The organism is Acidisphaera rubrifaciens HS-AP3 (assembly GCF_000964365.1).
Classification (GTDB): Bacteria; Pseudomonadota; Alphaproteobacteria; order Acetobacterales; family Acetobacteraceae; genus Acidisphaera; species Acidisphaera rubrifaciens.
In genome coordinates this window covers 1-1,217 of sequence record NZ_BANB01000483.1, presented here as the reverse complement: position 1 = coordinate 1,217, position 1,217 = coordinate 1, and the positions used below count along the sequence as shown (strand labels likewise).

The following is a 1,217-nucleotide window of genomic DNA, read 5'->3' as shown; positions in this document are numbered from 1 at the left end:
GGTCTTTTCCATGTCGCGGCTGCGGAACGCCGCCGCGAGCCGCGCCGCCACGCCCGGCGTGCGGGCGAGCAGCAGCACCCCGGAGGTGTCGCGGTCGAGCCGGTGGACAAGGCGCGGCCGCGCGCCGTCGAAGGCCAGCGCGTCGAGCATGCCGTCCAGATGCCGGGTGATCCCCGGGCCGCCCTGCACCGGCAGCCCGGGCGGCTTGTTCAGGACGATCACCTGGTCGTCGCGATACAGCACCGCCGCGCGCAGGTCGGCGGCGTCGTGCGGATCGACCGGCGGATGCGCCCGTGCCGGCGCGACGGGGCGCGCGGGGGGAAGGGGCGGCACACGCACGGCCTGCCCCGGCGCGAGGCGCGTCGCCGCCTCCACCCGCCGGCCGTCCACCCGCACCTGCCCGGTGCGGCACAATTTCTGGATCGCGCCCTGGGTCATCGCCGGGAAGTGCCGGCGGAACCAGCGGTCGAGGCGAAGATCGGCCTCGTCCTCGCTGACCGTGCGCTGCTGAACCTCGCTCATCGTGCGCGCTTGTCGCGCAGCGCCGCCCATTGCGCCAGCCGCCGCGCGATCTCGGCCTCCGCGCCACGGCCGGTCGGCCGGTAGAACTGCGCCCGCTCCATCCCCTCGGGGAAGTAGTTCTGTCCGCTGAAGGCGTCGTCGGCGGCGTGGTCATAGGCATAGTCGGCGCCGTAGCCGAGCTCTTTCATCAGCTTGGTCGGCGCGTTCAGGATATGCGCCGGCGGCATCAGGCTGCCGGTCGCCCGCGCCGCCGCCCGGGCCTCGCCGAGCGCCGCATAGACTGCGTTCGATTTCGGCGCCGTGCCCAGATAGACGACCGCCTCGGCCAGCGCGAGTTCGCCCTCCGGGCTGCCGAGCCGCTCATAGGTCTCCCACGCCGCGAGCGTCAGCGTGAGCGCCTGCGGATCGGCGAGCCCGACATCCTCGGCCGCGAAGCGCAGCAGGCGGCGGGCGAGGTAGCGCGGGTCCTCGCCGCCCGCCAGCATCCGCGCGAACCAATAGAGCGCGGCGTCGGGGTCGGACCCGCGCAGCGACTTATGCAGCGCCGAGATCAGGTTGTAGTGCTCTTCCCGGTCGCGGTCGTACAGCGCCGCACGCCGGGCCAGGAGGGCCGTCAGCGCGGCGGTGTCGAGCGGCGCAGACCCCTCCGGCAGCGCCAGCACCTGCTCGGCCATGTTCAGCAGATAGCGACCGTC

The 1,217-nt window shown here is 73.8% G+C and carries 2 protein-coding genes; both read right to left on the bottom strand.

The window, feature by feature from the left end; translation table 11 throughout:
* Positions 1–522 (bottom strand): pseudouridine synthase (locus B8460_RS13440; protein ID WP_048862118.1); only part of this gene is annotated, 522 nt, incomplete at its 3' end.
* The coding region (locus B8460_RS13435) for an AAA family ATPase (RefSeq protein WP_048862117.1) at positions 519–1,217 on the bottom strand (699 nt) is incomplete at its 5' end. The genes B8460_RS13435 and B8460_RS13440, both read right to left, overlap by 4 nt.